Source organism: Cupriavidus consociatus (assembly GCF_017814975.1).
Lineage (GTDB): Bacteria > Pseudomonadota > Gammaproteobacteria > Burkholderiales > Burkholderiaceae > Cupriavidus > Cupriavidus consociatus.
The window spans coordinates 189,552-215,421 of record NZ_JAGIQA010000005.1 but is presented as its reverse complement, the minus strand read 5'-3'; the positions used below and the strand labels follow the sequence as shown (position 1 = coordinate 215,421).

At 66.1% G+C, this 25,870-nt stretch carries 23 protein-coding genes; 3 read left to right on the top strand and 20 right to left on the bottom strand.

The genetic code is table 11. From position 1 onward, the window contains the following. Positions 1–6: 6 nt before the first annotated feature. The 3 genes from pyrC to J8I82_RS09355 are packed head-to-tail and all read right to left on the bottom strand — an operon-like array spanning position 7 to position 3,468. Positions 7–1,041, bottom strand: coding sequence for a dihydroorotase (pyrC, locus tag J8I82_RS09365; RefSeq protein WP_209756594.1), 1,035 nt, complete (start codon positions 1,039–1,041; stop codon positions 7–9). Between the two features lie 49 nt (positions 1,042–1,090). After that, positions 1,091–2,398, bottom strand: coding sequence for a glycerate kinase type-2 family protein (locus J8I82_RS09360; RefSeq protein ID WP_209756592.1), 1,308 nt, complete (start codon positions 2,396–2,398; stop codon positions 1,091–1,093). Beyond that, the gene (locus tag J8I82_RS09355; protein WP_209756590.1) at positions 2,395–3,468 is read right to left on the bottom strand and encodes a tartrate dehydrogenase; all 1,074 of its coding nucleotides are present in this window, start codon (positions 3,466–3,468) and stop codon (positions 2,395–2,397) included. The genes J8I82_RS09360 and J8I82_RS09355 overlap by 4 nt, the downstream gene beginning before the upstream one ends. 157 nt (positions 3,469–3,625) lie before the next feature. Here J8I82_RS09355 and J8I82_RS09350 point away from each other — a divergent pair, with 157 nt between their 5' ends. Then, positions 3,626–4,456, top strand: coding sequence for a class II glutamine amidotransferase (locus tag J8I82_RS09350; RefSeq protein ID WP_029048545.1), 831 nt, complete (start codon positions 3,626–3,628; stop codon positions 4,454–4,456). A 62-nt stretch (positions 4,457–4,518) separates the two neighbouring features. Here J8I82_RS09350 and J8I82_RS09345 read toward each other — a convergent pair whose 3' ends face one another. The 7 genes from J8I82_RS09345 to J8I82_RS09315 all read right to left on the bottom strand — a co-directional run bounded on the left by J8I82_RS09345 (position 4,519) and on the right by J8I82_RS09315 (position 12,346). Further along, positions 4,519–5,253 (bottom strand): amino acid ABC transporter ATP-binding protein, encoded by a 735-nt coding sequence (locus J8I82_RS09345; RefSeq protein ID WP_209756588.1) that lies wholly within the window; start codon positions 5,251–5,253, stop codon positions 4,519–4,521. Then, the gene (gltK, locus tag J8I82_RS09340) at positions 5,250–5,933 is read right to left on the bottom strand and encodes a glutamate/aspartate ABC transporter permease GltK (RefSeq protein WP_209756586.1); all 684 of its coding nucleotides are present in this window, start codon (positions 5,931–5,933) and stop codon (positions 5,250–5,252) included. The genes J8I82_RS09345 and gltK overlap by 4 nt, the downstream gene beginning before the upstream one ends. Positions 5,934–5,942: 9 nt before the next feature. Continuing rightward, complete coding sequence (locus J8I82_RS09335) at positions 5,943–6,671, bottom strand: amino acid ABC transporter permease (RefSeq protein ID WP_209756584.1); 729 nt, start codon at positions 6,669–6,671, stop codon at positions 5,943–5,945. Positions 6,672–6,746: 75 nt separating this feature from the next. Beyond that, entirely contained in the window at positions 6,747–7,646 is a 900-nt protein-coding gene (locus J8I82_RS09330; RefSeq protein ID WP_133093716.1) for a glutamate/aspartate ABC transporter substrate-binding protein, read from the bottom strand. Positions 7,647–7,923: 277 nt separating this feature from the next. Further along, positions 7,924–9,231, bottom strand: a complete 1,308-nt coding sequence (locus J8I82_RS09325; RefSeq protein ID WP_209756582.1) for a Glu/Leu/Phe/Val family dehydrogenase — start codon at positions 9,229–9,231, stop codon at positions 7,924–7,926. A gap of 143 nt (positions 9,232–9,374) precedes the next feature. After that, the gene (locus J8I82_RS09320; protein ID WP_209756579.1) at positions 9,375–10,322 is read right to left on the bottom strand and encodes a LysR family transcriptional regulator; all 948 of its coding nucleotides are present in this window, start codon (positions 10,320–10,322) and stop codon (positions 9,375–9,377) included. Between the two features lie 122 nt (positions 10,323–10,444). After that, a complete protein-coding gene (locus tag J8I82_RS09315) occupies positions 10,445–12,346 on the bottom strand; it encodes an ABCB family ABC transporter ATP-binding protein/permease (RefSeq protein ID WP_209756576.1) in 1,902 nt (633 codons plus the stop codon). A gap of 111 nt (positions 12,347–12,457) precedes the next feature. Between J8I82_RS09315 and J8I82_RS09310 the strand changes: the two genes are divergently transcribed. Then, a complete protein-coding gene (locus tag J8I82_RS09310) occupies positions 12,458–12,862 on the top strand; it encodes an acyl-CoA thioesterase (RefSeq protein ID WP_063236959.1) in 405 nt (134 codons plus the stop codon). A 96-nt stretch (positions 12,863–12,958) separates the two neighbouring features. On the opposite strand, the gene J8I82_RS09305 is transcribed toward J8I82_RS09310, so the two are convergent. From J8I82_RS09305 to clsB, 7 genes are all read right to left on the bottom strand, one after another. Further along, positions 12,959–13,735, bottom strand: coding sequence for an enoyl-CoA hydratase (locus J8I82_RS09305; protein WP_209756574.1), 777 nt, complete (start codon positions 13,733–13,735; stop codon positions 12,959–12,961). A 20-nt stretch (positions 13,736–13,755) separates the two neighbouring features. Next, positions 13,756–14,712 (bottom strand): DegV family protein, encoded by a 957-nt coding sequence (locus J8I82_RS09300; protein WP_209756572.1) that lies wholly within the window; start codon positions 14,710–14,712, stop codon positions 13,756–13,758. Between the two features lie 123 nt (positions 14,713–14,835). Beyond that, complete coding sequence (locus J8I82_RS09295; RefSeq protein WP_209756832.1) at positions 14,836–16,035, bottom strand: acetyl-CoA C-acyltransferase; 1,200 nt, start codon at positions 16,033–16,035, stop codon at positions 14,836–14,838. 21 nt (positions 16,036–16,056) lie between these two features. Then, complete coding sequence (locus tag J8I82_RS09290) at positions 16,057–18,513, bottom strand: 3-hydroxyacyl-CoA dehydrogenase/enoyl-CoA hydratase family protein (RefSeq protein ID WP_209756570.1); 2,457 nt, start codon at positions 18,511–18,513, stop codon at positions 16,057–16,059. Positions 18,514–18,734: 221 nt separating this feature from the next. Then, a complete protein-coding gene (locus tag J8I82_RS09285; RefSeq protein WP_209756568.1) occupies positions 18,735–20,522 on the bottom strand; it encodes an acyl-CoA dehydrogenase C-terminal domain-containing protein in 1,788 nt (595 codons plus the stop codon). 76 nt (positions 20,523–20,598) lie between these two features. After that, a complete protein-coding gene (locus J8I82_RS09280; RefSeq protein WP_063236773.1) occupies positions 20,599–21,189 on the bottom strand; it encodes a TetR/AcrR family transcriptional regulator in 591 nt (196 codons plus the stop codon). A 344-nt stretch (positions 21,190–21,533) separates the two neighbouring features. After that, positions 21,534–22,889 (bottom strand): cardiolipin synthase ClsB, encoded by a 1,356-nt coding sequence (clsB, locus tag J8I82_RS09275; protein WP_209756566.1) that lies wholly within the window; start codon positions 22,887–22,889, stop codon positions 21,534–21,536. A 58-nt stretch (positions 22,890–22,947) separates the two neighbouring features. On the opposite strand from clsB, the gene mobB reads away from it, so the two are divergent. Next, positions 22,948–23,457 (top strand): molybdopterin-guanine dinucleotide biosynthesis protein B, encoded by a 510-nt coding sequence (gene mobB, locus J8I82_RS09270; RefSeq protein ID WP_209756564.1) that lies wholly within the window; start codon positions 22,948–22,950, stop codon positions 23,455–23,457. Between the two features lie 43 nt (positions 23,458–23,500). On the opposite strand, the gene J8I82_RS09265 is transcribed toward mobB, so the two are convergent. The 3 genes from J8I82_RS09265 to J8I82_RS09255 form a co-directional block, all read right to left on the bottom strand. Next, on the bottom strand, positions 23,501–24,286 hold the full coding sequence (locus J8I82_RS09265; RefSeq protein ID WP_209756562.1) for an endonuclease/exonuclease/phosphatase family protein: 786 nt from the start codon (positions 24,284–24,286) through the stop codon (positions 23,501–23,503). Then, positions 24,283–24,765 carry a dihydroneopterin triphosphate diphosphatase gene (nudB, locus tag J8I82_RS09260; RefSeq protein WP_209756559.1) on the bottom strand — a complete coding sequence of 161 codons (483 nt, stop codon included), beginning with the start codon at positions 24,763–24,765 and terminating at the stop codon, positions 24,283–24,285. The genes J8I82_RS09265 and nudB overlap by 4 nt, the downstream gene beginning before the upstream one ends. An 89-nt stretch (positions 24,766–24,854) precedes the next feature. Further along, positions 24,855–25,769 carry a hypothetical protein gene (locus tag J8I82_RS09255; RefSeq protein WP_209756557.1) on the bottom strand — a complete coding sequence of 305 codons (915 nt, stop codon included), beginning with the start codon at positions 25,767–25,769 and terminating at the stop codon, positions 24,855–24,857. Positions 25,770–25,870: the final 101 nt, after the last annotated feature.

The following is a 25,870-nucleotide window of genomic DNA, read 5'->3' as shown; positions in this document are numbered from 1 at the left end:
CAGCGGTCAGCGCGCCTTCCAGCGCAGCGTTTCGCCGCCGCGCAGCGGCACCATCGTGGTGTCGCCGTACGGCAGTTCGGCTGGCAGCTGCCAGTCTTCGCGCTCCAGCGTCAGCGTGCCGGTGTTGCGCGGCAGGCCGTAGAAGGCCGGGCCGTTGAAGCTGGCGAAGGCTTCCAATTTGTCCAGTGCACCGGCGGCGTCAAAGGCCTCGGCGTACAGCTCCATCGCGTGCAGGGCCGTGTAGCAGCCGGCACAGCCGCAGGCGTGTTCCTTCAGGCCGCGCGCGTGCGGCGCGCTGTCGGTGCCCAGGAAGAAGCGCGGGTTGCCGGAGGTAGCGGCCGCGACCAGCGCCTCGCGGTGGGTTTCGCGCTTGAGCACCGGGAGGCAGTAGTAGTGCGGGCGGATGCCGCCGGTGAAGATCGCGTTGCGGTTGTACAGCAGGTGGTGCGCGGTAATGGTGGCGCCGACCGGGCCGCTGGCTTCCAGCACGTACTGGGCGGCATCCTTGGTGGTGATGTGCTCGAACACCACTTTCAGCTCGGGCATGTCTCGGCGCAGCGGGGTCATCACCTGGTCGATGAACACGGCCTCGCGGTCGAAGATATCGATGGCCGGGTCGGTGACTTCGCCGTGCACCAGCAGCGGCAGGCCTTCGCGCTGCATCGCTTCCAGCGCGGCGTAGCAGCGGCGGATGTCGGTCACGCCGGCGTCGCTGTTGGTGGTGGCGCCCGCCGGGTACAGCTTGACACCGTGCACGAAGCCGCTGGCCTTGGCCGCGACGATTTCCTCGGGGCTGGTGTTGTCCGTCAGGTACAACGTCATCAGCGGCTCGAACTGCACGCCGGCCGGCAGCGCCGCCAGGATGCGGGCACGGTAGGCCTGCGCCTGCTCCACCGTGGTCACGGGGGGCTTCAGGTTCGGCATGATGATCGCGCGGGCGAACTGGCGGGCGGTGTCGGGCAGTACGGCGGCAAGCGCCGCGCCGTCGCGCAGGTGAAGGTGCCAGTCGTCCGGGCGGGTGATGGTGAGCTTCTGGGTCATGGCTTGCGTGGGCCCGCCGCGGGTGACGGCGGCGGGCACTTTTTCAGAATCAGAGAATCAGGATGGCGCGGTAATCGTTCACGTTGGTGCGCGTGGGTCCGGTGACAACCAGGTCGCCGATGGCGTCGAACAGGCCCCAGGCGTCGTGCACGTCGAGCTGGCGCTGGCCCGGCAGGCCGGCGGCTTCGGCGCGCGCCAGTGTGGTCGGGTCGGCCAGCGCGCCGGCGTTGTCTTCCGAGCCGTCGATGCCGTCTGTGTCGGCCGCGATCGCGTGCACGCCGGGCGTGCCTGACAGTTCGACCGCCAGCGACAGCAGAAACTCCGAGCAGCGCCCGCCGCGCGCCTTGCCCGCGCCGCCGCCGGCCGGCAAAGTGACCGTGCACTCACCTCCGGAAATCAGCGCCACGGGCGTGGCGAACGGCGCATTGTACGCGCGAATCTCGCGCACCAGCGCGGCATAGACCCGCGCCACTTCGCGCGCCTCGCCCGTCACCGTGTCACCCAGTACCACCGGCGTGATGCCGCGTGCGCGGAACAGCGCCGCGGCGGCTTCCAGGCTGCCGTGGGCGGTCGCGATCATGATATTGTCGACACGCTCGAACAAGGGATCGCCGGGCTTGGGCGTCTCGGCCACTTCGCCACGCGCGCCGCGTTCCAGGTGCGACTGCACGCTGGCCGGCACCTGCGCGCCATAGCGGCGCAGGATCTGCAGCGCATCATCGAAGGTGCTGGGGTCGGCCACGGTCGGGCCCGAGGCGATCGCGCTGGGATCATCGCCGGCCACGTCCGAGACAATCAGCGTGGTCACCGGCGCCTGGCTCGCCTGCGCCAGCCGGCCGCCCTGGATGCGCGAGATGTGCTTGCGCACGATGTTCATGTCGGTGATCGGCGCGCCACAGCGCAGCAATTCCCTGGTGGTCGCCTTCAGGTCGGCCATCGGAATGCCCTCGGCCGGCAGCGACAGCAGGCTCGAACCGCCGCCCGAAACCAGCACCAGCAGCCGGTCCTGCGGCGTCAGCGATTGCACCGCGGCCAGGATCTCCGCCGCGGCCTGCTCGCCCGACTCGTCCGGCACCGGGTGGCCGGCCTCGATCACTCGGATATGGTCGGTCGGCATGCCGTGCGCGTAGCGCGTGACCACCAGCCCTTCGAGCGTCGCCTTGCCGGCATAGGCGCGCTCGACCGCCGCAGCCATCGATGCGGCGGCCTTGCCTGCGCCCACCACCAGCGTGCGGCCACCGGCGTGCGGCGACGGCAGATGCTGCGCGACGATCTGCAACGGATCGGCGGCGGCCACGGCGGCGTGGAAGGTCTCGAGCAGCAGAGCGCGGGCGTCCCCCGCGAACGCGGCGCTCACAGCGCCTCCGCGATGGCGCGGCCCAGGTCGGCGGTACCGGCCTTGCCGCCGATATCGCGCGTCAGCGGCGCCTGCTCCGGCCCGGCGGCCAGCACCTTTTCGATCGCGCCCAGTACGGCGGCGCCGGCTTCGTCATGGCCCAGGTGTTCCAGCATCATGGCACCACACCAGATCTGGCCGATCGGGTTGGCCACGCCGCGCCCGGCGATGTCCGGGGCCGAGCCGTGCACCGGCTCGAACAGGCTTGGGAAGGTCCGGTCCGGGTTGATATTGCCCGACGGCGCAATGCCGATGGTGCCGGTGCAGGCCGGCCCCAGGTCGGACAGGATGTCGCCGAACAGGTTGCTGGCGACCACCACGTCGAACCAGTCCGGGTGCTGGACGAAATGCGCGGTCAGGATGTCGATGTGATATTTGTCGACCTTCAAGCCGGGGTAATTCGCGGCCATTGCCTCGACTCGCTCGTCCCAGTACGGCATCGTGATCGAGATGCCGTTGGACTTCGTCGCCGAGGTCAGGTGCTTCTTCGGCCTCTTCTGGGCGAGCTCGAAGGCAAACTTCAGGATGCGGTCGACGCCGGTGCGGCTCATCACCGTTTCCTGCACCACGATCTCGCGGTCGGTGCCCGGGAACATGCGGCCGCCGATGCTGGAGTATTCGCCCTCGGTGTTCTCGCGCACTACGTAGAAATCGATGTCGCCAGGCTCGCGGCCCGCCAGCGGGCTCCTGATGCCGGGCATCAGCCGCACCGGGCGCAGGTTAACGTACTGGTCGAAGGAACGGCGGAACTGCAGCAGCGAACCCCACAGCGAGACGTGGTCGGGCACCGTATCCGGCCAGCCGACCGCGCCGAAGTAGATGGCGTCGTACTTGACCAGCGTGTCGAACCAGTCGTCGGGCAGCATCTTGCCGTGACGGGCGTAGTAGTCGCAGCTGGAAAAATCGAAGTGATCCCACTGGAAGTCGATGCCGAAGCGGCGCGCCGCGGCGTCCATCACGCGTATGCCCTCGGGCATGACTTCCGTGCCGATTCCGTCTCCGGGAATCACGGCAATCTTGTATTGGCTCATCGTTCTCGGGATTGTTAGCAGGTATGGTGGCGCCATGGTTGGCGCCATTGGCACCGCACTGGAGCGCCCGCGGGTTGCTTGGCAGCGGGCCGGGCGCGCGGGATAATGTCTGCATTCTATTGCAAAGCGGCAGCCCGCTGCCGACCGGTGCCCCGATATGTGCCAGTTGCTAGGCATGAACTGCGCCACGCCGACCGACGTGACGTTCTCCTTCACCGGCTTCGCTGCCCGCGGCGGCGTGACCGACCACCACGCCGACGGCTTCGGCGTCGCCTTCTTTGAAGACAAGGCCTGCCGCCTGTTCATCGACAACCAGTCCGCCGGCACCTCGCCGGTGGCCGACCTGATCAAGCGCTACCCGATCAAATCCAAGAACGTCATCTCGCATATCCGCAAGGCGACGCAGGGCACGGTGCTGCTGGAGAACTGCCACCCGTTCATGCGCGAGCTGTGGGGCCGTCACTGGATCTTTGCCCACAACGGCGACCTGTTGAATTTCTCGCCGTTCCTGTCGGGCGTGTACCAGCCGGTGGGCGATACCGACAGCGAACTGGCCTTCTGCACGCTGATGCAAGGCCTGCGCAAGCGCTTCCCGGGCTCGCAACCGCCGCTGAATGAACTCGGCCATGCGCTGGCCGATATCACACGCGATATCACGCTGCATGGCGTGTTCAATTTCCTGCTGAGCAACGGCCAGGCCCTGTTTGCCCACTGCTCGACCCGCCTGTACTACATCGTGCGGGAGTGGCCTTTCTCGACCGCTCACCTGATCGATGCAGACCTGTCGATCGACTTCGCCCAGGTGACCACGCCGGACGACCGCGTTGCCGTGATCGCCACCGCCCCGCTGACCGACAACGAGACCTGGACCCAGTTCGCCCCGGGCGAGCTGATCATGTTCGAGCACGGGCGTCCGGTGATGACGCTGACCGTGCCGATCCCGCCCGAAGTCCAGGCCAAGAACGCCGCCAATACAGCCTGTACCTGAGCCATCCGGCATAAGGGAAAAAGGGACGCCGAGGCGTCCCTTTTCATAAGCTGGCAGTCCGTTCAGTGGTGCAGGATCTTCGACAGGAACTGCCGCGCACGCTCCGACCGGGCTTCGATATTGCCGAAGAATTCCTCCTTGTCGGCGTCCTCGACGATCTTTCCCTGGTCCATGAAGATGACGCGGTTGGCCACCTTGCGCGCGAAGCCCATTTCGTGGGTCACGCACATCATGGTCATGCCTTCCTGCGCCAGCTGCACCATCACGTCCAGCACTTCGTTGACCATTTCCGGATCAAGCGCGGAGGTCGGCTCGTCGAACAGCATGCAGATCGGATCCATCGACAGTGCGCGCGCGATCGCCACGCGCTGCTGCTGGCCGCCAGACAGCTGGCCGGGGTACTTCTCGGCCTGGCTCTTCAGGCCCACGCGCTCCAGGTATTTCATGCCCTTCGCCATCGCCTCGTCCTTCGAACGGCCAAGCACCTTCATCTGTGCGATGGTCAGGTTCTCGGTGATCGACAGGTGCGGGAACAGCTCGAAGTTCTGGAACACCATGCCCACGCGCGAACGCAGCTTGGGCAGGTTGGTCTTGGGATTGCCCACCGAGGTGCCGTCGACCAGGATGTCGCCCTTCTGGAACGGCTCCAGTGCGTTGACAGTCTTGATCAGCGTGGACTTGCCCGAACCCGACGGGCCGCACACCACCACCACTTCACCCTTGGCAACCTTGGTGGTGCAGTCGGTCAGCACCTGGAAGGAGCCGTACCACTTGGAAACATTGTTGATTTCGATCATACAGCCACCTTTTTCTGGTAACGCTTGACCAGCAGCGAAGCGGAGAAACAAATGATGAAGTACACCAGGCCGGCGAACAGCAGCAATTCGACGATACGCCCGTCGCGCTCGCCAATGCCGTAGGCCTGGCCGAAGAAATCAGCCAGCGCGCTCACGTACACCAGCGACGTATCCTGGAACAGGATGATGCCCTGGGTCAGCAGCAGCGGCACCATGTTGCGGAACGCCTGCGGCAGGATCACCAGCCGCATCGACTGCCCGTAGGTCATGCCCAGCGCCTGCGCCGCGAACATCTGCCCGCGCGACACGCTCTGGATCCCCGCGCGGATGATCTCGGAGTAGTACGCCGCCTCGAACAACGCGAACGCCACCAGCGCCGAGGTCATGCGCAGATCGGTCGCGGGCGACAGGTTGAAGATCCCCTGCAGCACCTGCGGAATGATCAGGAAAAACCACAACAGCACCATCACCAGCGGGATGGAGCGGAAGATGGTCACGTACCCCTGCGCGAACCAGTTCAGCAGCCTGAACGACGACAGCCGCATCATCGCCAGGATGGTGCCCCAGATGATGCCGACCACCACCGCGGTGACGGTAATCTTGAGCGAGACCATCATGCCCTCGCCCAGCACGTGCAGCGTGCTGGCGTTGATCGAGGTGAAATCGAAGGAATAAGCCATGGCGCCCCCTTACTTGCCGCCGATGAAGCCGGGCACGCGCGTGCGGGCCTCGACCCAGCGCATCAGCAGCATCACCGTGATGTTGATCAGCGCGTACATCAGCGTGACCGCGATGAACGATTCATACGGGCGCGCGGTGTAGTCCACCAGCTGGCGGCCCTGCGCGGCCAGCTCCAGCAGGCCGATGGTCGACGCCACTGCCGAGTTCTTGAAGATGTTCAGGAATTCGGAAGTCAGCGGGGGGACGATCACGCGGAACGCCATTGGCAGCAGCACGTGGCGATACGTCTGCGGCAGCGTGAAGCCCATCGCCAGGCCCGCGTTCTTCTGCCCGCGCGCCAGCGAGTTGATGCCCGAGCGCACCTGCTCGCAGACCCGCGCGGCCGTGAAGGTGCCCAGGCACAGCATGGCGGCCAGGAACTGCTGCGCGAACGGGTTCATCTGCTTGATCGCCTCGCCGCCGGGCAGCAGCTCGGGCATGACGAAATACCAGATGAACAGCTGCACCAGCAGCGGGATGTTGCGGAAGATCTCGACGTAGGTGGCGGCGAAACCCGACAGCCACTTGTTGGGCACGGTGCGCAGCACGCCGAGCACCGACCCGATGACCAGGGCAATGACCCAGGACGAAAGTCCCAGCGCGATCGTGACCTTCAGGCCGGAGATCATCCAGTCCAGGTAGGTCTCGTTCTGGGCGGCCTGTTCGAGGAAGACTCCCCAATGCCAGTTGTAGTTCATGTTGCGTCCTCAAAAAGAAACGGAAGGACATGCCTTCCACATGCCCTTCCGTCGCGCACTGCTGTCCCCGTCAGATCAGTCCAGCGCCTTGTCGTTCGGCGCCTTGATCAGGGCCTTCATGTCATCGGACAGCGGGAAGTCCAGGTTCAGGCCCTTGGGCGGAACCGGTTGCATGAACCACTTGGTGTACAGCGTGTTGACCGAACCGTCCTTCATCATGCCGGAGATCACGGTGTCGGACAGCTTCTTGAATTGCGGGTCGTCCTTGCGGATCATGCAGCCATACGACTCGCGCGACTGGGCCTTGCCCACCACGATCCAGTCGGCCGGGTTCTTGGCCTTGGCGCGCTCGCCGTACAGCAGCGCATCGTCCATCATGAACGCCACCGCGCGTCCCGATTCCAGCGTCAGGAACGACTGGCCGTGATCCTTGGTGCTGATGATGTTCAGGCCCAGCTTCTGGTCGTCGTTCATCTTGCGCAGCAGGCGCTCCGACGTGGTGCCGGCGGTGGTGACGACGTTCTTGCCCTTCAGGTCGGCCCAGTCCTTGATGCCGGCATCCTTCTTCACCATGATGCGCGTGCCAATGATGAAGATGGAGTTGGTGAAGGCGACCTGCTTCTGGCGTTCCAGGTTATTGGTGGTCGAACCGCACTCCATGTCGATAGTGCCGTTCTGCAGCAGGGGGATGCGGTTCTGCGAGGTGATCGGGATTTCCTTGACCTGCAGGTTCGGCAGCTTGAGCTGGTCCTTGATGGCTTCCACGATCTTCATGTTGATATCGTAGGAATAGCCGACCTGGCGCACGCCGCCCAGGTTGTAATTGAACGGAATCGACGACTCGCGCACGCCCAGCGTAATCACGCCGGTGTCCTTGATCTTCTTCAGCGTGCCCGTCAGTTGTTCAGCTGCCTGAGCCGTTCCGCACATCACCCCGGCGGCAATCATCAGGGAAGCCAACTTGGCAAAATTCATAACATCTCCTTGACCATAGAAGAGAAAGCGGGATTCTAGAGACAAAACCCCCTCTGGTGAAACAGTATTGCGCAGCATCCGCCGCAATACAACTGGGTTTTCTCCTAGAACCCTTGTTCAGGGCAATCGGTGCGCACGTCGTCCGGATACGACAACGCGGTCTCCGGCGCTTGCCGGAGACCGCGTCTGGCGGTCATGAACCTGGGGAACCGGATCGGCTGCTGCATCGCACCATGCCAGTGCCACGCGCCTGTTCCGGTTCACCCGTACCTTGCGATCAGGGATACAGGCCGCGCATTTCGCGCGCCTGCAGAATCCGCGAGCAGGCCACGATAAATGCGGCAGTCCGCAGCGTTACCTTGTTGTCCTGCGCCACCTGCCAGATTGCGCGGAACGCCTCTTGCATGATTCGTACCAGGCGCTGGTTGATTTCTTCTTCGGTCCAGAAGAACGACGAGAAATCCTGCACCCATTCGAAGTAGGAAACCGTTACGCCGCCGGCGTTGGCGATCACGTCCGGCGCCACCAGGATATTGCGCTCGCGCAGGATATCGTCGGCTTCCGGGGTGGTCGGGCCATTGGCGCCCTCGATTACCAGGCGGGCCTTGATCAGCGGCGCGTTCCTGGCGGTGATCTGGCCTTCCAGCGCGGCCGGAATCAGGATGTCGCAGTCGACTTCCCAGAACTGCTCGGTGCGCAGGACTTCGCCGCGGAAGCCTTCGATGGTGCCGCTGTGCGCGGCGTATTCCATCATCGCCGCCACGTCCAGGCCGGCCGGGTCGAACAGCGTGGTGCGGTGGTCCTGCACCGCCACCACCTTGGCGCCGGCCTCATGGAACAGCTTGGCCGCCACGGCACCCACGTTGCCGAAGCCCTGCACGGCGACGCTCGCGCCCTTGATGTCCAGGCCGATATTGCGTGCAGCCTCCGAACCCACCACGAACACGCCGCGGCCGGTCGCCTCATGGCGGCCCAGCGAGCCGCCCAGCGAGATCGGCTTGCCGGTCACCACGCCGGTGGAGGTGCTGCCCGAGTTCATCGAGTAGGTGTCCATCATCCATGCCATCACCTGGGCGTTGGTGTTGACGTCCGGCGCCGGGATGTCCTTGCTCGGCCCGATGATGATGTTGATTTCGCTGGTGTAGCGGCGCGTCAGGCGCTCCAGCTCGGCGTGCGACAGCGTGCGCGGGTCAACGCGGATGCCGCCCTTGGCACCGCCGTAGGGCACGTTCACCGCGGCGTTCTTCACCGACATCCATGCCGACAGCGCCATCACTTCCGACAGCGTCACGTCCTGGTGGAAACGCACGCCGCCCTTGCCCGGGCCGCGCGACAGGTTGTGCTGCACGCGATAGCCCTCGAAGTGTGCGATGGTGCCGTTGTCCAGCTCGATGGGAACGTCGACGACCAGCGCGCGCTTGGGGCGCTTCAGGGTTTCAACCCAGCGTGCCAGCGAGCCCAGGTAGGGCGTGACACGATCGACTTGCTGCAGGTAGATGCCCCAGGGGCCGAGGTTGTCGGCGTTGAGGTAGGACGGGAGTGCGTGCTTTTGGCCAGCAATGTTGGTCGGTGCTGCGGAGGACATCGGTTGGTTCCGGGGTGGAGGATGGCCGCAAGCTTAGGCTTGGCGGCCTGCCGGAATCCAATGCCGTTTGCTCATCCGGTTATGCAAGATGCGCATAACGTTTGAGGGTGACCTGTCAACGCTCTGCTTGCCGACGGGACGTGTCAGGCTTCCAGCAAGGTCGACCACACCCGGTCCACCAGCTGCCGCTTGCGCCGTGCTCCCGCACCACGCCGCTCGCCACCGTTCTCCCCGGGTTTCTCGCGATACAAGCGGATCTCCATGTCGATCGACAACGGCAGTCCGCGCGCCGACTCCGCCCGCACCAGCTTGCCCTGCGCCACGTCCTCGCGCACCGCGCTCTCCGGCAGGAACGCCATGCCGTGGCCGGACAGGGCCATGACCTTGAGCGCCTCGGCCATGTCGGTCTCGTAGCATTTGTCGAGCTTGAGCGCTTCGGCGGTATCCGACAGCAGCAGGTCTACCATGCGCCCGAGGAAGGCATTGGGGGTGTAGCTCAGGAACGGCACCGGCTTCTTGTCGGTGCCTGGCAGCCGGAACTGCGGCTTGCCGGCGGCGTCCGGCACGCTGTACGGCGACAGCCGCTCGGTACCAAGCACCAGCATGTCGTACCGCGCCGGATCGAGCTGAATGGCCTGGCGCGCGTGGTGGTAGACCATCACCAGGTCGCAGCCGCCCTCGACCAGCATCAGCACCGCATCATGGACGTTGAGCGCGCGCAGCCGGCACGGCAGCGTGCCGATCTTGCCTTCCAGCACCTTGAGCCATTCCGGAAAGAACGTCAGCGACAGCGTATGCGGCACCGCGAACTCCAGCACCTGCGCGTTGGCCGAGCGCTGCCCGCGCATCAGCGCGCGGGTCTCGCTGACCTGCGCCAGCATGGCCAGGGCCTGCTCGTAGAACACCTTGCCGGCCGCCGTCAGGCTGGTGGGATAGCTGGAGCGGTCGATCAGCTCGGTCCCGACCCACGCCTCCAGCGACTGGATGCGCCGGGAGAAAGCGGGCTGCGTCACGTGGCGCAGCTCGGCCGAGCGCGAAAAGCTGTGCGTCTCGGCCAGGCTGACGAAGTCTTCAAGCCATTTGATTTCCATGACGCAGGATTATCCACCCGCTGCATGGGCGCCGTCACGTGGCTTTGGCGGCCTGCCGCTGGCGCAGCCACGCGTTGCGCCCACCGCGCCTGCGGCGAGCTTCCGGCGCCCCGCTTGCGGCGCTACGCGTCCTGCGTGGCGTCGCCCACGTCCACCGCAAGCGCGTCCGCGCTGCGCTCTGCCTCGCCACCTTTTGCCGCCGCGCGGGCCTGGATGTCCCACATTTCCGCATAGCGGCCGCGCGCGCGCATCAGTTCTGCATGCGTGCCGCGCTCGACCACACGGCCATGGTCCATCACCAGGATCTGGTCGGCATGCACCACGGTGGAAAGGCGGTGTGCGATCAACAGCGTGGTGCGGTTCTGCGCCAGCCGCATCAGCTCGGCCTGGATCGCCTGCTCGGTGCGCGAGTCCAGCGCGGAGGTGGCCTCGTCAAAGACGAGCACCGGCGGGTTCTTCAGCAGCGTGCGCGCGATCGCCACCCGCTGCTTCTCGCCGCCGGACAGCTTCAGGCCGCGCTCGCCTACCGGCGTGTCGTAGCCCTGCGGCAACTCGCGGATAAAGGTGTCGATCTGCGCCGCCTGCGCCGCCGCGATGACTTCCTCGCGCGTCGCATCCGGGCGCCCGTAGGCGATGTTGTAGTAGATGCTGTCGTTGAACAGCACCGTGTCCTGCGGCACGATGCCGATGGCGCGACGCAGGCTGTCCTGCGTGATCGCGCGGATATCCTGCCCGTCGATCTCGATCGCACCGCTGTTGACGTCGTAGAAGCGGAACAGCAGCCGCGCCAGCGTCGACTTGCCCGAGCCGCTGTGGCCGACCACCGCAGTGGTGGTGCCGGCCGCGATGTTGAAATCCACCCCATCCAGGATCGTGCGGTCCGGCTCGTAGCCGAAGCGCACGTCGCGGAACCGCACCTGCGCGCCGTTGACCTTGAGCGGCTGCGCGCCCGCAGAGTCGGCCACCTCCTGGTTCGTGCCCAGCAGCACGAACATCCGGTCCATGTCGGTAGTGGCCTGCTTGATCTCGCGGTAGATCACGCCGAGGAAGTTCAGCGGGATATAGAGCTGGATCATCAGCGTGTTGACCAGCACCAGGTCGCCCAGCGTCAGCTTGCCGTCGACCACGCCCACCGTGGCGCGCCACAGGATCAGGATCAGCCCGACGGCGATGATGACCTGCTGGCCGAAGTTCAGGAACGACAGCGAATTCTGCGAGCGGATCGCCGCGGCGCGGTAATTGAGCAGGTTCTCGTCGTAGCGCCGGGCTTCGTATTCCTCATTGCCGAAGTACTTGACGGTCTCGAAGTTCAGCAGCGAATCGATCGCCTTCTGGTTCGCGCGCGAATCCAGCTCGTTCATCTTGCGGCGGAAATGCGTGCGCCACTCCGTCACGACGATGGTGAAGACGATATAGCTGACCAGTGCGCAGCCGGTGATCGCCGCGAACCAGATGTCGTAGTGCAGCACGAAAAAGCCGATCACCAGCGCCATCTCGACCAGCGTGGGCAGGATGCTGTACAGCGAGTACGAGATCAGCGACTGGATGCCGCGCGTGCCACGCTCGATGTCGCGGCTCATGCCGCCGGTCTGCCGGTCCAGGTGGAAGCGCAGCGACAGCGCATGCAGGTGGCGGAACACCTGCAGCGCGATCTCGCGCACGGCGCTCTGCGTGACCTTGGAAAAGAGGATTTCCCGCAACTCGGTGAACAGCGTCGCCGACAGCCGCAACATGCCGTAGGCGACGATCAGCCCGACCGGCACCACCAGCAGCGCGCGCGGGTCGCCCGCGGTGATATTCATGCTGTCGATCAGGCGCTTCATCAGCACCGGCACGCCCAGGTTGGCCACCTTGGCCGCGACCAGGCATGCTAGCGCCAGCATCACGCGCCACTTGTAGTGCCAGACGTAGGGCAGCAGGTTGCGGACGGTCTGCCAGTCGCTGCGGGGGGCGCGCTGGCCGGGAAAGAGCTTGACCGAGGCTGGGTCGGGGGCCTGCTCGGAGGTCGTGGAATAGCGGCGCATACGTTAGAATTCGGGCCAATGCGCGATTGTCGCAGGAATCGCATTGCGCGGCAGGCGAAGGGTTTTTCGCCGCGGCCGGCGCCCCCTTCGGAAGTCCACCCGCATACCGTCATGAACGCTCCCCATACCGTCCCCGCCCTGCCCGCCGGCAAGAATCCCGCGCTGCGCGTGGTGCCGATGCCCGCCGACGCCAACGTGCACGGCGACGTGTTCGGCGGCTGGATCATGGCGCAAGTGGATATTGCAGGGTCGATCCCGGCGGTCGAGCGCGCGCAAGGACGTGTCGCGACCGTAGCGGTCAATTCTTTCCTGTTCAAGCACCCGGTATTTGTTGGCGACCTGGTGAGCTTCTACGCCGATATCGTCAAGACCGGGCGTACCTCGATCACGGTCGAGGTGGAAGTCTATGCGCAGCGGATGCGGCATAGCAACGAGATCGTCAAGGTGACCGAGGCGACGTTGACGTACGTGGCGACGGATGAGTCGCGGCAGCCGCGGGTGTTGCCGACGGCTTGAGGTCCCAGAGGCTATCGCTCATCGATCGGTGTGCTCCCCTCTCCCGCAAGCGGGAGAGGGGAGCAAACAAGTGGCAAAGCGAAGTCTCCCCGCCCCTCACTCAAACTTCGAAAAATCCGGCTTCCGCTTCTCAAAGAACGCGCTGAACGCCTCCTTCGCCTCCGGCGCCACCAGCATGCGCCGGAACACCTCGCCTTCATCGGCCATCTGTTTTTCCACTTCGGCCATCGCGCCGGATTTCATCAGACGCTTGCTCTCGCGCAGCGACGAGGCCGGCAGCGCCGCGAGCTTGCGCGCCTGCTGCAGCGCGAAGTCGTGCAGTTCCGCCACCGGCAGCACGCGCGTCACCAGGCCCATCTCCAGCGCTTCCTGCGCACTGAACGCCTCGCCCAGCATCAGCTTCTCGGCGGCGCGCTGGTAGCCGACCAGGCGCGGCAGCAGCAGGCTCGATGCCGCCTCGGGACACAGCCCCAGCTGCACGAACGGCAGCGACAGCTTGGCCGTGTCCGACGCATAAACCATGTCGCAATGCAGCAGCATGGTGGTGCCCACGCCGACCGCCGCGCCGCTGACCGCCGCCACGACGGGCTTGCTGGCATGGCTGATCTGGTACAGGAACTGGAACACCGGCGCCTGTTCCGCGCCCTCGCCTGCAGTCGGCGGGCGCTGCATGAAATCTTCCAGATCATTGCCGGCGGTAAAGATCTCTGGCTTGCCGCGCAGCAGGATCACGCGCACGTTGCGATCGGTCTCGGCCGCGCGCAGCGCGTCAGCCAGCGCCTGGTACATCGCCGCGGTGATGGCGTTCTTCTTGTCGATGCGGTCGAACTCGAGCGTCAGGATGCCCTGCTCGATGCTGGTACGGATGCTCATGGTGTCCTCGTCTGTGGGATTTATTCGAAAGGTGGCGGCGATTCGGAAAGGTAGCTCAGGCCGAATGCCCGCGCACCGACATTCAGCGCCACCGTCAGGCTCATCGGCGCCAGCATCAGCTCGACACCCTGGCTGCGCGCGACATGTGCCAGCGACTGGTAGGCCGGCATCGCGCGCACGTCGTCGAGGGGACCGGCGTAGCAGACCGAAATCGCCGGCACCAGCAGCTCGCCGGCGCGGATGCATTGCTCGGCATGCTGCAGCACCCGTCGTGCGCCCTCTTCCGAGCCGCGCGCCCTGGCGATGGCTTCGGTATGGCCGCGATGCATGCGCACCACCGGCCGGATATTGAATGCGCTGCCCATCACGTAGCGGCCCCAGGTGATGCTGCCCTCGCCCTTCTGCCGCGCGCGGGTGTACATGTAAAGCAGTTCGTCCGGCACCAGGAACATGTGGGCGGCATCGCGCAAACGCGTGTCCACGGCCTCGCGGACGGCCTGCGGGCTGGCGCCGTCCATGGCGATGCGCGCGGCTTCGCGCACGATCAGCGCCTGGCCCGGACCAATGGCGCCGGTGTCCACCACGGTCAGGTCGAACAACCCCGAGCGTCCGGCTTCCTTGCGCAGCCGCACGCTGCGGGCCACGGTGCCGATCACCGCGCCGCTCGCATGCGCGTACAGCTTGCTGCGCGCGCTGGCGATGGTGAACAGGATCGCGCGGTCGCATTGCGTGACCACGTTGCGCAGCAGGTGTTCTTCCAGCTCGCGTTCCAGCAGCGGAATGGATTCGGCGTAGTGGTCCTGCCGGCCGACCAGGTATTGCCGGTAGAGCGTGGGCAGCGCATCTTCGTCGCGCGTGTCGGCGACAAAGCGTTCGCCCGCGCGGATGCGGAACGGAATGGTGTGGACCTTCAGCGCGGCCATGATGTCGCGCGGCAAATCGCACGCGGCGTCGGCCAGGATGGCTGTCTCCTGCATATTGTTGTCTCCTCCCTGCTGGTGACCCGCGCTCGCGGGCGGCAGCCCCCGGTACTGCTTTCTTCACCTGACAGAAGGGCGGGACGGTCTCCCCCCGTAAAGCCGTCCCGCAGGCGCGTTTGCTTATACGCGCTCGAAGATCCCTGCAGCGCCCATGCCCGTGCCGACGCACATGGTCACCATGCCGTACTTCAGGTTGTGGCGGCGCAGCGCATGCACCACCGTGGCCGAACGGATCGCGCCGGTCGCGCCGAGCGGGTGGCCCAGCGCGATCGCGCCGCCCATGCGGTTGACCCTGGCGGGATCAAGGTCCAGGTCGCGCATCACGGCCAGCGATTGCGCGGCGAACGCTTCGTTCAGCTCGATCCAGTCGATCTGGTCCTGGATCAGGCCCGCTGCCTTCAGCGCGGCCGGGATCGCTTCCTTCGGGCCGATGCCCATGATTTCCGGCGGCACGCCGCGCACCGCGAACGAGACGAAGCGCGCCAGCGGCACCAGGTTGAACTGCTTGAGGATCTTTTCCGAGACCAGGATCAGCGCGCCGGCACCGTCCGAAGTCTGCGAGCTGTTGCCGGCGGTGACGCTGCCCTTGTTGGCAAACACCGGGCGCAGCTTGGCGAGGCCTTCCAGCGAGGTTTCAGGCCGCGGGCCTTCGTCCAGCGAGATGGTGCGCGTCTTCACGCTGACCTGGCCGCTGGCGAGGTCAGGGAAGCGCTCGACGATCTCGATCGGCGTGATCTCGTCCTTGAACTCGCCGGCCTGTTGCGCGGCGATGGCCTTCTGGTGCGAAGCGAGCGAGAACGCGTCCTGGTCCTCGCGGCTGACCTTCCATTGCTGCGCCACCTTCTCGGCGGTCAGGCCCATGCCATAGGCAATGCCCACGTTGTCGTCGCGAGTAAAGATATCCGGCGACATCGACGGCGAGTTGCCCATCATCGGCACCATGCTCATCGACTCGATACCGGCGGCGATCATTACATCGGCCTCGCCCACGCGGATGCGGTCGGCCGCCATTGCCACCGCGCTCACGCCAGAGGCACAGAAACGGTTGACGGTGATGCCGCCCACGGTATTGGGCAGGCCCGACAGCAGCGCGCCGATACGCGCCACGTTCAGGCCCTGCTGCGCTTCGGGAATGGCGCAGCCGACGATGGCGTCCTCGATCAGCTTCGGGTCCAGCTCCGGCACCTGTGCCACCGCGGCCTTCAGGATGGTAGCCAGCAGGTCGTCCGGGCGCGTGTTCCTGAACGCGCCCTTGGGGGCCTTGCCGATCGGTGAGCGGGTGGCCGCAACGATATATGCGTCTTGCAGTTGTTTCATGATGTCGGTTCCTCGCTTGCCCTGTTAGTTACGCACCGGCTTGCCGGTCTGCAGCATGCCCATGATGCGCTCCTGCGTCTTGCCGGTTCCCAGCAGGTCGACAAAGGCCTTGCGCTCCAGCGTCAGCAGCCAGTCTTCGCTGACCAGCGAGCCGGCCTCGACCTCGCCGCCGCACACGACTTCGGCGATGCGGGCGGCGATCAGGAAGTCATGCGCGGAGATAAAGCCACCGTCGCGCATATTGACCAGCGATGCCTTGATGGTGGCGATGCCCGAGCGGCCAGCCACCGGGATCAGCGCCGGCAGCGGCGCTCGGTAGCCGGCATCGGCCAGCGCGCGCACTTCGTTCTGCGCCACGTGCAGCAGCTCGTGCACGTTGAAGACGATCTTGTCGGACGGCTGCAGGTAGCCCATCTGGCGCGCTTCCAGCGCTGATGCGGATACCTTGGCCATCGCCGCGCTCTGGAAGCGGCTGGTCAGGAATTGCAGGTAGTTGGTGCTGCCTGCCGCCTGCGCGGCGCTTGCAGCGGCCAGCGCGGCTTCCTTCAACCCGCCGCCGGCCGGGACCAGGCCCACGCCGACTTCCACCAGGCCGACATACGTTTCGAGCGCAGCCACGCGTGCGGCGGAGTGCAGCATCAGTTCGCAACCGCCGCCCAGCGCGATGCCGGACGCCGCCGACACCACCGGCACCGAGGCGTACTTCACGCGCATCATGCCGTCCTGGAACTTCTTCACGAACGGCTCGATGCCCTTGGCGCCGCCCATCATGAAGGCAGGCATCGCCGCTTCCAGGTTCGCGCCCGCGGAGAACGGGCCGCCCGGGGCGCCGAGCTGCAGCGAAGTCGGCTGCCACACCACCAGGCCCTTGTACTGCGCTTCGGCGAGGTCGATGGCGCGGGTCAGGCCGTCGATCACGTCCGGCCCGATGGTGTTCATCTTGCTCTTGAACGAGACCACCAGCACGTCGTCCTGGCCTTCGCTGACCCAGATGCGCACGGCATCGTTTTCCTCGACGGTGCGGCCCGCCTTGCGCGGATCGACAGCTTCGCTGCCCTTCAGCGCGGCACGGAACACCTGACGCTGGTACACCGGCAGCGTGCTGCGCGCAACGAACGACTGCGTCGCCGGCGACCACGAGCCTTCGGGGGTATGCACGCCCTGGCGCTCGGCGACGGCGCCGTCAAAGACCCATGCCGGCAGGGGTGCGGCCGACAGTGCCTTGCCCGCGACCACGTCTTCCCTGACCCACTCGGCCACCTGCTTCCAGCCGGCCGACTGCCAGTCCTCGAACGGGCCCGAGTTCCAGCCGAAACCCCAGCGGATCGCCAGGTCGATATCGGCGGCCGAGCCGGCGATCTGCTCCAGGTACACGGCGATGTAGTGGAACACGTCACGGAACACCGCCCACAGGAACTGCGCCTGCGGATTGGTCGATTCACGCAGCAGCCTGATGCGCTCGGCGGGCTCCTTCTTCAGCATGCGCACGACGATCTCGTCGGCCTTCTTGCCCGACTCGACATACTGGCCGGTCCTGGCGTCGAGCACCTTGATGGCCTTGCCTTCCTTCTTGTAGAAGCCGGCGCCGGTCTTCTGGCCCAGCGCGCCCGCATCGACCAGGCCCTGGAGCACGGCCGGGGTCTTGTACACCGGCGCGAACGGGTCGTCGTGCAGGTTGTCCTGCATGGTCTTGATCACGTGCGCCATGGTGTCGAGGCCGACCACGTCCGCGGTGCGGAAGGTGGCGGACTTGGCGCGGCCCAGCTTGGAACCGGTCAGGTCGTCGACCACGTCGAACGGGATGCCGAACTTCTCGGCCTCGGCGAACACGGCCAGGATCGAGAAGATGCCAACGCGGTTGGCGATGAAGTTGGGTGTGTCCTTGGCGCGCACCACGCCCTTGCCGAGCGTGGTGGTCAGGAAGGCTTCCAGCTTGTCGAGGATCTCCGGCTGCGTGGTCGCGGTCGGGATCAGCTCGACCAGGTGCATGTAGCGCGGCGGGTTGAAGAAGTGGACGCCGCAGAAGCGCGACTTCAGGTCGGCATCAAACCCGTCGGACAGCGCGGTGATCGACAGGCCCGAGGTGTTGGTGGCGAAGATCGCATGCGAAGCCAGGTGCGGCGCAACCTTCTTGTACAGGTCGTGCTTCCAGTCCATGCGCTCGGCGATCGCCTCGATCACCAGGTCGCATTCCTTGAGCAGGGCGATATCGTCTTCGTAATTGGCGGCCTGGATCAGCCCGGCCTCGTCCTTGAGGCCCAGCGGCGCGGGCGACAGCTTCTTCAGGTTCTCGATGGCGCGCAGCGCGATACCGTTCTTCGCGACCGGGGAAGCGGACGGGGCCCCTCCCCCGTCCTTGTCCTTTGCAGGCAGGTCGAACAGCACCACGGGCACGCGCGCATTGATCAGGTGGGCGGCGATCTGCGCCCCCATGACGCCGGCACCCAGCACGGCGACTTTCTTGACGATGAAATTGGACATGCTCGCTCCTAGGTCAGTGAGCGTTGAGGTGAGAGTGTGTGGCTCTCCCATTGCCGGCGGTTGGCTCCCCTCTCCCGCTTGCGAGAGAGGGGTAGGGAGTGAGGGCAGGAGGTTGTTATGCCGATGCACTGCGTTGAAGCGCCCGCCCTCACCCCCGGCCCCTCTCCCATAAATGGGAGAGGGGAGCAAACCGTCAGCAGGAGTCAGCCATGCAGATCAGATCAGAACAAATCCGCGTCCAGCGCCATCAGCGAAGCCGAACCAGCCCGCGCCTTGCGGATTTCCGCCGCGGTTTCCGGCAGCAGCTTGGCAAAGTAGAAGCGCGCCGTGGCCAGCTTGGCGGTGTAGAACTTGTCGCCGCTGGCTTCCTTCTCCAGCGCGATCTTGGCCATCCGTGCCCAGAAGTACGAGAACACCAGGTGGCCCACCACGCGCAGGTACGGCACCGCGGCAGCGCCCACCTCATCGGCGTTGCCCATGGCCTTCATGCCGATTTCCATGGTCAGTTTCTGCACCTTGTCGCCCAGGTCGGCCAGCGGGTTGATGAACTCCTGCATGGCTTCGTTGGTGCCCTCTGCTTCCACGAACTCCTGCACGATCTTGCCGAAGGCCTTCATCCTGGCGCCCATGTCGCCCAGGATCTTGCGGCCCAGCAGGTCCAGCGACTGGATCGTGTTGGTGCCTTCGTAGATCATGTTGATGCGGGCGTCGCGCACGTATTGCTCCATGCCCCATTCGGAGATGTAGCCATGGCCGCCGAACACCTGCATGCCTTCGTTGGTCGAGGTGAAGGCGTTGTCGGTCAGGAAGGCCTTGATCACCGGCGTCAGCAGCGAGACCAGGTCGCCGGCCTGCTTGCGCACGGCTTCGTCCGGGTGCGACAGCTCGCGGTCGATCTGCAGCGCGGTCCAGTAGCTGAAGGCGCGGCCGCCTTCGGCGTAGGCGCGCTGGGTCAGCAGCATGCGGCGCACGTCGGGGTGCACGATGATCGGGTCGGCGGCCTTCTCCGGCGCCTTCGGGCCGGTCAGCGCGCGCATCTGCAGGCGGTCCTTGGCGTAGGCGACCGAGTTCTGGTACGCCACCTCGGTCAGGCCCAGGCCCTGCGCGCCCACGCCCAGGCGCGCGGCGTTCATCATCACGAACATGGCGTTCAGGCCCTTGTTGGCCTCGCCCACCAGCCAGCCGCGCGCGCCATCCAGGTTCATCACGCAGGTGGCGTTGCCATGGATGCCCATCTTGTGCTCGATCGAGCCGCATTTGATGCCGTTGCGCTCGCCCGGGTTGCCGCTGGCATCGGGGATGAACTTGGGCACCACGAACAGCGAGATGCCCTTGGTCCCGCCCGGCGCGTCCGGCAGGCGGGCCAGCACCAGGTGGATGATGTTCTCGGCCAGGTCATGCTCGCCGGCGGAGATAAAGATCTTGGTGCCGGTGATCAGATAGGAGCCGTCTGCCTGCGGTTCTGCCCGGGTGCGCAGGATGCCCAGGTCGGTGCCGCAGTGCGGCTCGGTCAGGCACATGGTGCCGGTCCAGACGCCGGACACCAGCTTGGGCAGGTAAGCCTGCTGCAGCTCGGGCGTGCCGTGCGCATGCAGCGCCTCATAGGCGCCGTGCGACAGGCCCGGGTACATGGTCCACGCCTGGTTCGCCGAATTCAGCATCTCGTAGATCACGTTATTGACCACGATCGGCAGGCCCTGGCCGCCAAAGGCCGGGTCGCACGCCAGCGCCGGCCAGCCGGCTTCGACGTACTGCTGATAGGCTTCCTTGAAGCCGGTGGGGGCCTTGACCACGCCGTCGCCGACATAGGTGCAGCCCTCGCGGTCGCCCACCTGGTTGAGCGGGAACACCACGTCCGAGCAGAACTTGCCGGCTTCCTCGATGACCTGGTTGATGGTGTCCGCGTCGATGTCCGCGTGCGGCGGCATCGCCTTGAGTTCGGCTTCGGCGCCGAGCAGTTCATGGAGCACGAACTGCATGTCGCGCAACGGTGCGGTGTACTGGCCCATCAGAGACTCCTTGGAGTTATACGATGCCGCCACGCCGCCCGCCTCGCTTGTCGCGCTCCGGTCCGACCCGACGGCCTCAGGTACGGTAAGACTGAATCAGTTTGTTGAGCGCGACCATGGCAAGCTCGGCACTGTCAGGCAGGCGCAGGAAACGGGCGTCATGATGCAAGCCTAGTTCAAGGCTATACATCTCGAACAGCATCAGGCGCGGATCGCAATCCGCACGCAGGTGCCCCTCTTCCTTGGCCTGGTCGATGGCGCGATTCAGCGCTGCCCGCCAGATGGTGACGCTCTTGACCAGCTCGTCACGCACCAGGCTGCCGGTGCGGTCGTCGTACTCCACCGCGCCGCTGATGTAGATGCACCCAGTCGTCACTTCCTGGATGCGCTTCTCCATCCAGCGCCGCACCATCGACCACAGCCGGGGCAGACCGCGCGGTTCTTGCAGCGAGGGGTAGAACACCTCCTGCTCGAACCTGCGGTGATACTCCCGCACCACCTCCACCTGCAGGTCTTCGCGCGAACCGAAATGCGCGAAGACGCCGCTCTTGCTCATCTGCATGCGTTCCGCGAGCAGGCCGATGGTCAGACCCTCAAGCCCGTCGCGGGACGACAGTTCCAGTGCGGCATCCAGAATCGCCACGCGCGTCATTTCACCCTTGCGCATAGGCGCGGGGGAAGCGGCGGTGGATTCGAGACGGGCTGACTGGTGTCGCATGTTATTTCTCCGTTCTGCAAAGGCCCTGCTGCGGCCTGTGCGTATGACCCTGACGTTGCATTTTGTTTGCGGACGCTGGCGAATTTGCCGCTGCATACCGCGAATGCACGCAGTCTAAGCCAAAAAAGAACGGTCGTTCAGATTATTCTGGCGCAGCAGCCGACCTTCAAGCTTTTAATTAGACCCGTGTTTCTAAACGGGCCGCAATGCAGCATGCCCGTCACGCAAGGCGCCACAAAGGCGTGCAAGCCGCGCCTTGCCGCATGGCAGCAAACGCACAGTGGGTAACGGTTTCAGTAGCGCCCCGTGACGCCGGCGATGATCACGCCGAGCCGCAGCAGCATGTACGCGGTCCAGTTCGCCAGCCGGTGCAGCGGCGAGCGCCGTGCATGGACCTCCGGCATGACGCGCACGCTGCGGTGCGCAATGGCGCGTTCCAGCGCCGTACGCAGTTCCGCGGCAAAGGCAGCATCATAAACGGCCACGTTGGCTTCGCGCGCCAGCAGCAGGCTGAACGGGTCCATATTGCTCGAGCCCACGGTGGCCCACGCTTCGTCGACCACGCCGACCTTGGCGTGCAGGAAGCTCTCTGCGTACTCGTAGATCTCCACGCCGGCTTCCAGCAGGGAGGCATAAAGCGCGTGCGTGGCGTAGTGCTGCAGCCGGTATTCGACCATGCCCTGCAGCAGCAGCCGCACGCGCACGCCGCGCTCGCGGCAGGCCAGCAGCGCGCGCCGCATCTTGTGGCCGGGCAGGAAGTAGGCGTTGGCCAGGATCACGTCCTGGCGCGCGGCGCCGAGCGCGCGCAGGTATTCGCGCTCGATGGTGCGGCGGTTGCGCAGGTTGTCGCGCAGCAGCAGCGCGGCGCGCACGCCGCCGGTGGGCTCGGCACGCGGTGGCAGGTCGGTCAGCAGCGGGTAGTCGGCCACCGCCGCGGCGCGGCCGCCGGCGTGCGTGTCCCGAAGTGCCAGGCGCCACCAGAGCCGTTCGGCGGTCAGCGCGATGCGGTCCACCAGCGGGCCGCTGACCTGCACCGCGAAGTCGTAGCGCGGTCCCAGGTCGGCGCCCTCGAACGGGCCGTGATTGAGGTCGTCGATGATGTTGATGCCGCCGACGAAGGCCACTTGCCCGTCGATCACGGCCAGCTTGCGATGCAGCCGGCGCAGGTGGCGCCGGGCCAACCGGAAGCCGCGCAGCTTGCGGTAGACGCGCAGCTGCACGCCGCCCGCGCCCAGGCGTTCGGCCATTGCGGCGGGCATGTCGCCGGCGCCGAAGCCGTCGACGGTGACGCGCACCGAGACGCCGCGCGCGGCGGCACGTACCAGCGCGTCGCTGACGGCGCGGCCGATATCGTCGTCGGCATAGATGTAGGTTTCCAGCACCACCTGGAAGGCAGCCTGGTCGATCGCTTCGATCAGCGCGGGAAAGAAGTCCTGGCCGCCGTGCAGCAGGCGCACGGTGTTGCCTGTGGTCGGCTTGCCGCGGCGCCATGTCCAGCGCAGCATGCGGTGGCGTTGCCCGCCGGCCTGTTGTTCGGAGGTCTGTTCGGCGGTGCCAGCGGCGGTCGCGTCCGGCCGCTCGGAGTGGGAAATCCGTGACATGCCGAGATTATCGGACAGAATGCTGTCCGAAAGGCGCCGCGCGCACATGCCGCCGGATCTCTGCTATCGTCGTTGCCATCATCGACGCGCCCCGACGGACCTGAACGTGAAGGTATTTGGCATCACCGGCTCGTCCGGCAGCGGCAAGACCACGCTGCTCGACCAGCTGATCCCCCGTTTTGTCGACGCCGGCCTGCGCGTGGCCGGGGTCAAGCATACCCACCACGGCTTCGATCCCGACACGCCGGGCAAGGACTCCTGGCGCATGCGCGAGGCTGGCTGCGCCAACGTCGTGCTGGTCGGCGCGCGCCACCTGACGTTGATGCGGCATTACCCCGAGGCGGTGCCGTCGCCGGAGCTGGACGATGCGCTGGCGGTGCTTCCGGCTGACACCGACCTGGTGCTGGTGGAGGGCTACAAGCGCAGCGATTTTCCCAAGCTTGAGGTGTTCCGGCCCGGACTGGGACGTACGCCGCTGTGGGACGAGGTGCCCGGGGTGGTCGCGGTAGCGAGCGACGACGTGGCCGTCGCCGCGGCGATGACGTCGTTGCCGGTGCTGGACCTGAACGACGCCGACGCCGTCTTTGCCTTTATCCGCGACTACTCGAGCCGTTGACGGTTGCCAGAGCGTTGAGCAAGCCGCGGCATCCGTGACGGCCTCAGGCCGCCTTGTCCCGCTGCTCAGCCGCCGCTTCCACTGCTTCCTTGTGCTGCCGACCCAGCTCCGCGACCAGCGGCACATGGTCCGACCGCTGCGCCCAGTCCCGCCCGGTCAGCGCATGCGCGCGCTCGATCTCGAAGCCGCGTACGTAGATCCGGTCCAGCTGCCACCACGGCATATGGCTCGGAAACGTATGCAGCCGCGCGCCGCGCGCGTGCGACGCCTCCACCGCATGCAGCGTATTGCAGATCTGCGCGTCGAGCCGGTGGTTCCAGTCGTTGAAGTCGCCGGCGATCACCAGCGGCACCCCCTCGGGCACCACGTTGCGCACGCGCTCGACGAGTGCCTCGGCCTGGCGGGCGCGGCTGCGGGCGAACAGGCCGAAATGCACGCAGATCAGGTGGGTCTCGATGCCGTGGATGTCCGCTACCGCGTGCAGCAGCCCGCGCTGCTCGAAACGGTGGTCGGAAATGTCGAGGTTTTCGGACATCAGGATCGGATGGCGCGACAGGATCGCGTTGCCATGATGGCCGTAGTCATAGACCGCGTTGCGTCCGTAGACCGAATGCGGGTACGCATCGGTCGCCAGGTAGTTGAGCTGGGTATGGTCGGGGTCGAACAGCGCCGCCGCCACCAGGCGGTCGTTGCGGTCCTGCACTTCCTGCAGGAAGACGATGTCCGCATCCATCGCATGCAGGCCGGCCCGCACGTTCTGGATGCGCGGGCGCCGCGACAGGCCGGTCACCCCCTTGTGGATGTTGTAGGTGACCACGCGCAGCTTCATGGCTGCGCTCCGCATAATGCCTGCCGCCCAGAAGCACCGGTCGAGCGCCAGGCCAGCTGGCGGATGGCTTCGGCGTTGCTGCTGGAGAAGCATTGCGCGGCGGCCTGCTCCCACGGCAGCCACTTGTATTGCAGGTGCTCGCGTGGCGCCAGCATCACCGGCAGCGCTTCGTGCACGCGCAGGCCGAACCAGTGCTCGGTATTGCGCGTCACGCCTTCGGCATAGCGGTGCCGCCACTGCGGGTAGATTTCGTACTGGATCGAATGGCCCCAGTCGGCCAGCAGGTGCTCGCCAGCGATGATGCCGGTTTCCTCCGCCACCTCGCGCGCGGCGGTCAATGCCAGGGGTTCGTCCAGGGTATCGAGGCTGCCGGTCACGGACTGCCAGAATCCTGGGCGATCGGCGCGTTCCAGCAGCAAGACTTGAAGATCTGGCGTGTAGATCACGACCAGCACGGATTCCGGAATCTTGTAGGGCATGGGACTGGGCGAAAGGACAAACCCAAGGATAGCGCAGCCGCGCGCGCTTGCCACGCGAAAGCGCTGCCCTCGGGAGCGATGGCCCTGTCTCAGGCGGCGTTGCGCGCGGGGGCGTGGGGCGCCAGGTAAGGCTCGGTGCCCTGGCCGGTGACTTTATGCTGCCAGGTATCGAACACCTGCGGTGAATCGCCATGGCCCCAGGCTGCACGCAACTGTTCCATCAGCGGCGCCAGTGACTCGCGGTAGCGCCGCGAGGCAGCATGGGCGCGCTCGGCCAGCACGTCGGCGCTCAGCCGCGCCTGGGCCTGCAGGTGTACGCGCTCCTGGGCGATTTCCTTTTCACGCTGGCCAAGAGCGTTGTACTTCTGGATCAGGAAGCGCTGGTAATCGCCGCCATCGACGCCCTGGGCAGCCTGCGCATTGACCTGCTCGAAGCGCAGCACAATGCTGCCGGTTTCCTGCTCGATATGCGCCGCCTCGGCGTCAAGCGCCTGCAGCGCTTCCTGGTGGCGCTGGGCATCGCGGCGCAGCCCCTGCACCTGCGCGGCCTCGTCCTCGAATACGCGCTGGGCCGCCAGGTAAGCCTGCACCGCCGGCTGCGGCGCCACCACCAGCAGCGGGTCGGCGCCGCCGGCACGCTGGCCGTCCAGCAGCGCGTCGTCGGCCAGGCGCAGGTTGCCCAGTTCATCGAGCCAGCGCCCGCGCGTCATGACCGCGCCGACGGTGTCCAGCGCCAGCCGCCGCAGCGCTTCGGCGCGCTGCATCTCGACCGGCTCGGCCAGCGGCTGCGGCGACGCCGCCTGCACTGCGTGAGCGATATCGGGCACGCAGGCGGCCACCGTGGTCGCCACCGATTCGGACATGGCCAGCGCCGCGCGGCGCTGGGCGCGCCGCAGCTCGAAGCGGGCCAGCAGCATCATCACCAGCCCCGCCACCAGCCAGGTCAGGATGGTTTCCTGGTGAGCCAGCAGGAACTGGCGGATCAGTTCGGTATCCAGATTCATGTTCACGAATTTCCTCCCGAGCGCCGGGAGCCTTCATCGTGGGGCCCCTCGGCAAATTGCGTGTCAAAGAAAGGAGACACGGCCGCCGCGGGCTTCGTTCC

Bases quoted from the DNA above. Each gene is read 5' to 3' on its own strand.
- J8I82_RS09325 (WP_209756582.1), bottom strand. From the start codon at position 9,231: ATGTCCTCCGCAGCACCGACCAACATTGCTGGCCAAAAGCACGCACTC.
- pyrC (WP_209756594.1), bottom strand. From the start codon at position 1,041: ATGACCCAGAAGCTCACCATCACCCGCCCGGACGACTGGCACCTTCAC.
- J8I82_RS09330 (WP_133093716.1), bottom strand. From the start codon at position 7,646: ATGAATTTTGCCAAGTTGGCTTCCCTGATGATTGCCGCCGGGGTGATG.
- J8I82_RS09310 (WP_063236959.1), top strand. From the start codon at position 12,458: ATGAACGCTCCCCATACCGTCCCCGCCCTGCCCGCCGGCAAGAATCCC.
- J8I82_RS09300 (WP_209756572.1), bottom strand. From the start codon at position 14,712: ATGCAGGAGACAGCCATCCTGGCCGACGCCGCGTGCGATTTGCCGCGC.
- J8I82_RS09350 (WP_029048545.1), top strand. From the start codon at position 3,626: ATGTGCCAGTTGCTAGGCATGAACTGCGCCACGCCGACCGACGTGACG.
- J8I82_RS09315 (WP_209756576.1), bottom strand. From the start codon at position 12,346: ATGCGCCGCTATTCCACGACCTCCGAGCAGGCCCCCGACCCAGCCTCG.
- clsB (WP_209756566.1), bottom strand. From the start codon at position 22,889: ATGTGCGCGCGGCGCCTTTCGGACAGCATTCTGTCCGATAATCTCGGC.
- gltK (WP_209756586.1), bottom strand. From the start codon at position 5,933: ATGGCTTATTCCTTCGATTTCACCTCGATCAACGCCAGCACGCTGCAC.
- J8I82_RS09290 (WP_209756570.1), bottom strand. From the start codon at position 18,513: ATGTCCAATTTCATCGTCAAGAAAGTCGCCGTGCTGGGTGCCGGCGTC.
- J8I82_RS09305 (WP_209756574.1), bottom strand. From the start codon at position 13,735: ATGAGCATCCGTACCAGCATCGAGCAGGGCATCCTGACGCTCGAGTTC.
- J8I82_RS09320 (WP_209756579.1), bottom strand. From the start codon at position 10,322: ATGGAAATCAAATGGCTTGAAGACTTCGTCAGCCTGGCCGAGACGCAC.
- nudB (WP_209756559.1), bottom strand. From the start codon at position 24,765: ATGCCCTACAAGATTCCGGAATCCGTGCTGGTCGTGATCTACACGCCA.
- J8I82_RS09255 (WP_209756557.1), bottom strand. From the start codon at position 25,769: ATGAATCTGGATACCGAACTGATCCGCCAGTTCCTGCTGGCTCACCAG.
- J8I82_RS09335 (WP_209756584.1), bottom strand. From the start codon at position 6,671: ATGAACTACAACTGGCATTGGGGAGTCTTCCTCGAACAGGCCGCCCAG.
- J8I82_RS09355 (WP_209756590.1), bottom strand. From the start codon at position 3,468: ATGAGCCAATACAAGATTGCCGTGATTCCCGGAGACGGAATCGGCACG.
- J8I82_RS09285 (WP_209756568.1), bottom strand. From the start codon at position 20,522: ATGGGCCAGTACACCGCACCGTTGCGCGACATGCAGTTCGTGCTCCAT.
- J8I82_RS09265 (WP_209756562.1), bottom strand. From the start codon at position 24,286: ATGAAGCTGCGCGTGGTCACCTACAACATCCACAAGGGGGTGACCGGC.
- J8I82_RS09345 (WP_209756588.1), bottom strand. From the start codon at position 5,253: ATGATCGAAATCAACAATGTTTCCAAGTGGTACGGCTCCTTCCAGGTG.
- J8I82_RS09280 (WP_063236773.1), bottom strand. From the start codon at position 21,189: ATGCGCAAGGGTGAAATGACGCGCGTGGCGATTCTGGATGCCGCACTG.